1 protein-coding gene is annotated in these 1,810 nt (G+C 75.2%); it reads left to right on the top strand.

Annotated features, from left to right (window positions below; genetic code table 11):
• Nucleotides 1–1,612: SulP family inorganic anion transporter (locus DI269_RS13125; RefSeq protein ID WP_112136583.1), on the top strand; the 1,612-nt coding region annotated here is incomplete at its 5' end.
• Nucleotides 1,613–1,810 lie beyond the last annotated feature (198 nt).

Here is a 1,810-nt window from a genome sequence, read left to right as displayed (position 1 = left end):
GCCCGGCCGGGACCTCCTCGCCGGGGCCACCGTCGCGATCGTCGCCCTGCCGCTGGCCCTCGGCTTCGGCGTCGCCTCCGGGCTCGGGGCCGCCGCCGGCCTCGCCACCGCCGTCGTCGCCGGAGCGGTCGCCGCGGTCTTCGGCGGCTCGAACTTCCAGGTGTCCGGACCGACCGGCGCGATGACCGTCGTCCTGGTCCCCATCGTCGCCCAGTACGGTGCCAGCGGCGTCCTCACCGTCGGCCTCATGGCAGGGATCCTCCTCATCGGACTCGCGCTCGCGAGGGCCGGACGCCACATCCGCCTCATCCCCGCCCCCGTCGTCGAGGGCTTCACCGTCGGCATCGCCGCTGTCATCTTCCTCCAGCAGGTCCCCGCCGCGCTCGGCGTCGCCGTGCCCGAAGGCGAGAACGTCGCCCGCATCGCCTGGCAGGCCGTCCTCGACTACGCCGCCGAGCCGTCCTGGCCCGCAATCACGCTTGCGCTCGGCGTCGCCGCCGTCATGCTCGCCGGGGCCAGGTGGCGCCCGCAGATCCCGTTCTCCCTCCTGGCCGTCGCCGCCGCCACCGTCGCCGCCGTCCTGGCGAGACTGGACGCCCCCGCCATCGGCGGACTCCCCGCCACCCTCCCCGCGCCGTCGCTGGCGTTCCTCGACCCCGCCGCGATCCCCGGCCTGGCCGGGGCCGCCGTAGCGGTGGCCGCGCTCGCGGCCCTCGAATCACTGCTGTCGGCCACCGTGGCCGACGGCATGACCGTCGGCTCCCGGCACGACCCCGACCGGGAGCTGTTCGGCCAGGGCCTGGCCAATATCGCCGCGCCCCTGTTCGGTGGGGTCCCCGCCACCGCCGCGATCGCCCGCACCGCCGTGAACGTCCGCTCCGGCGCCGCCTCCCGGCTCGCCGCGCTCACCCACGCGGTCGTCCTGGCGCTCATCATGCTCGCCGCCGCGCCCCTGGTCGCCCGCATCCCGGTCGCCGCCCTCGCCGGGGTGCTGCTGGCCACCGCGATCCGCATGGTCGAGGTCGGCTCGGTCAAAGTCCTCATGCGAGCGTCCCGTTCAGACGCGGTGATCCTGGTCCTCACCGCGGCCGTCACCCTCGCGATCGACCTGGTCTGGGCCGTCATCTGCGGCCTCGTGGTGGCCGGGGCCCTCGCGCTGCGCAAGATCGCGGCCTCGGCCCGCATCGAGACCGTCGCCCTCACCGAGGGGGACCACCACCTCGCCGAGCACGCACTGCTCGCCGAGCACATCGTCGCCTACCGCATCGACGGGCCGCTGTTCTTCGCCGCCGCCCACCGCTTCCTGCTCACCCTCACCGAGACCGCCGACGTCCGCGTCGTCATCATCCGGCTCTCCCGCATCAGCGCCATCGACGCGACCGGCGCCCTGGTCCTGCGCGACGCCGTCGAGCGCCTCGAACACCGCGGCATCACCGTCTACTTCTCCGGGATGCGATCCGAGCACGCCAAGACCCTCACCGCGGTCGACCTCCTCGACCGCCTCCGCGAGGAAGGCAAGCTGTTCGACGCCACCCCCGCGGCGATCGCGGCCGCACGAGGCCACCTCACCGCGGCCGGAGTGCTCCCCGCACCCGATCGCCTCACGGCCTGAGCGACACTCCCGCAAATCCCTCGGACCCACTCGCCCCAGGCGCACAATCGGTTCGCATGAGCACCGAACGGCACCCGACCCGGCGGCGACTGCTCGGCGCCGCGGGCGCCCTCGGCCTCGCAGCGGTGCTCGCCGGAGCGCGCTCGCCCCAGGCGCCCGCCGAGGCCTCCTCCCCGGCCCCGGCGGCCGGCGCCTGGG

The sequence above is a fragment of the Glycomyces dulcitolivorans genome (assembly GCF_003265355.1).
Lineage (GTDB): Bacteria > Actinomycetota > Actinomycetes > Mycobacteriales > Micromonosporaceae > Glycomyces > Glycomyces dulcitolivorans.
Note: the sequence above shows the minus strand (reverse complement) of the source record. Positions and strands in the feature narration are given on the sequence as shown.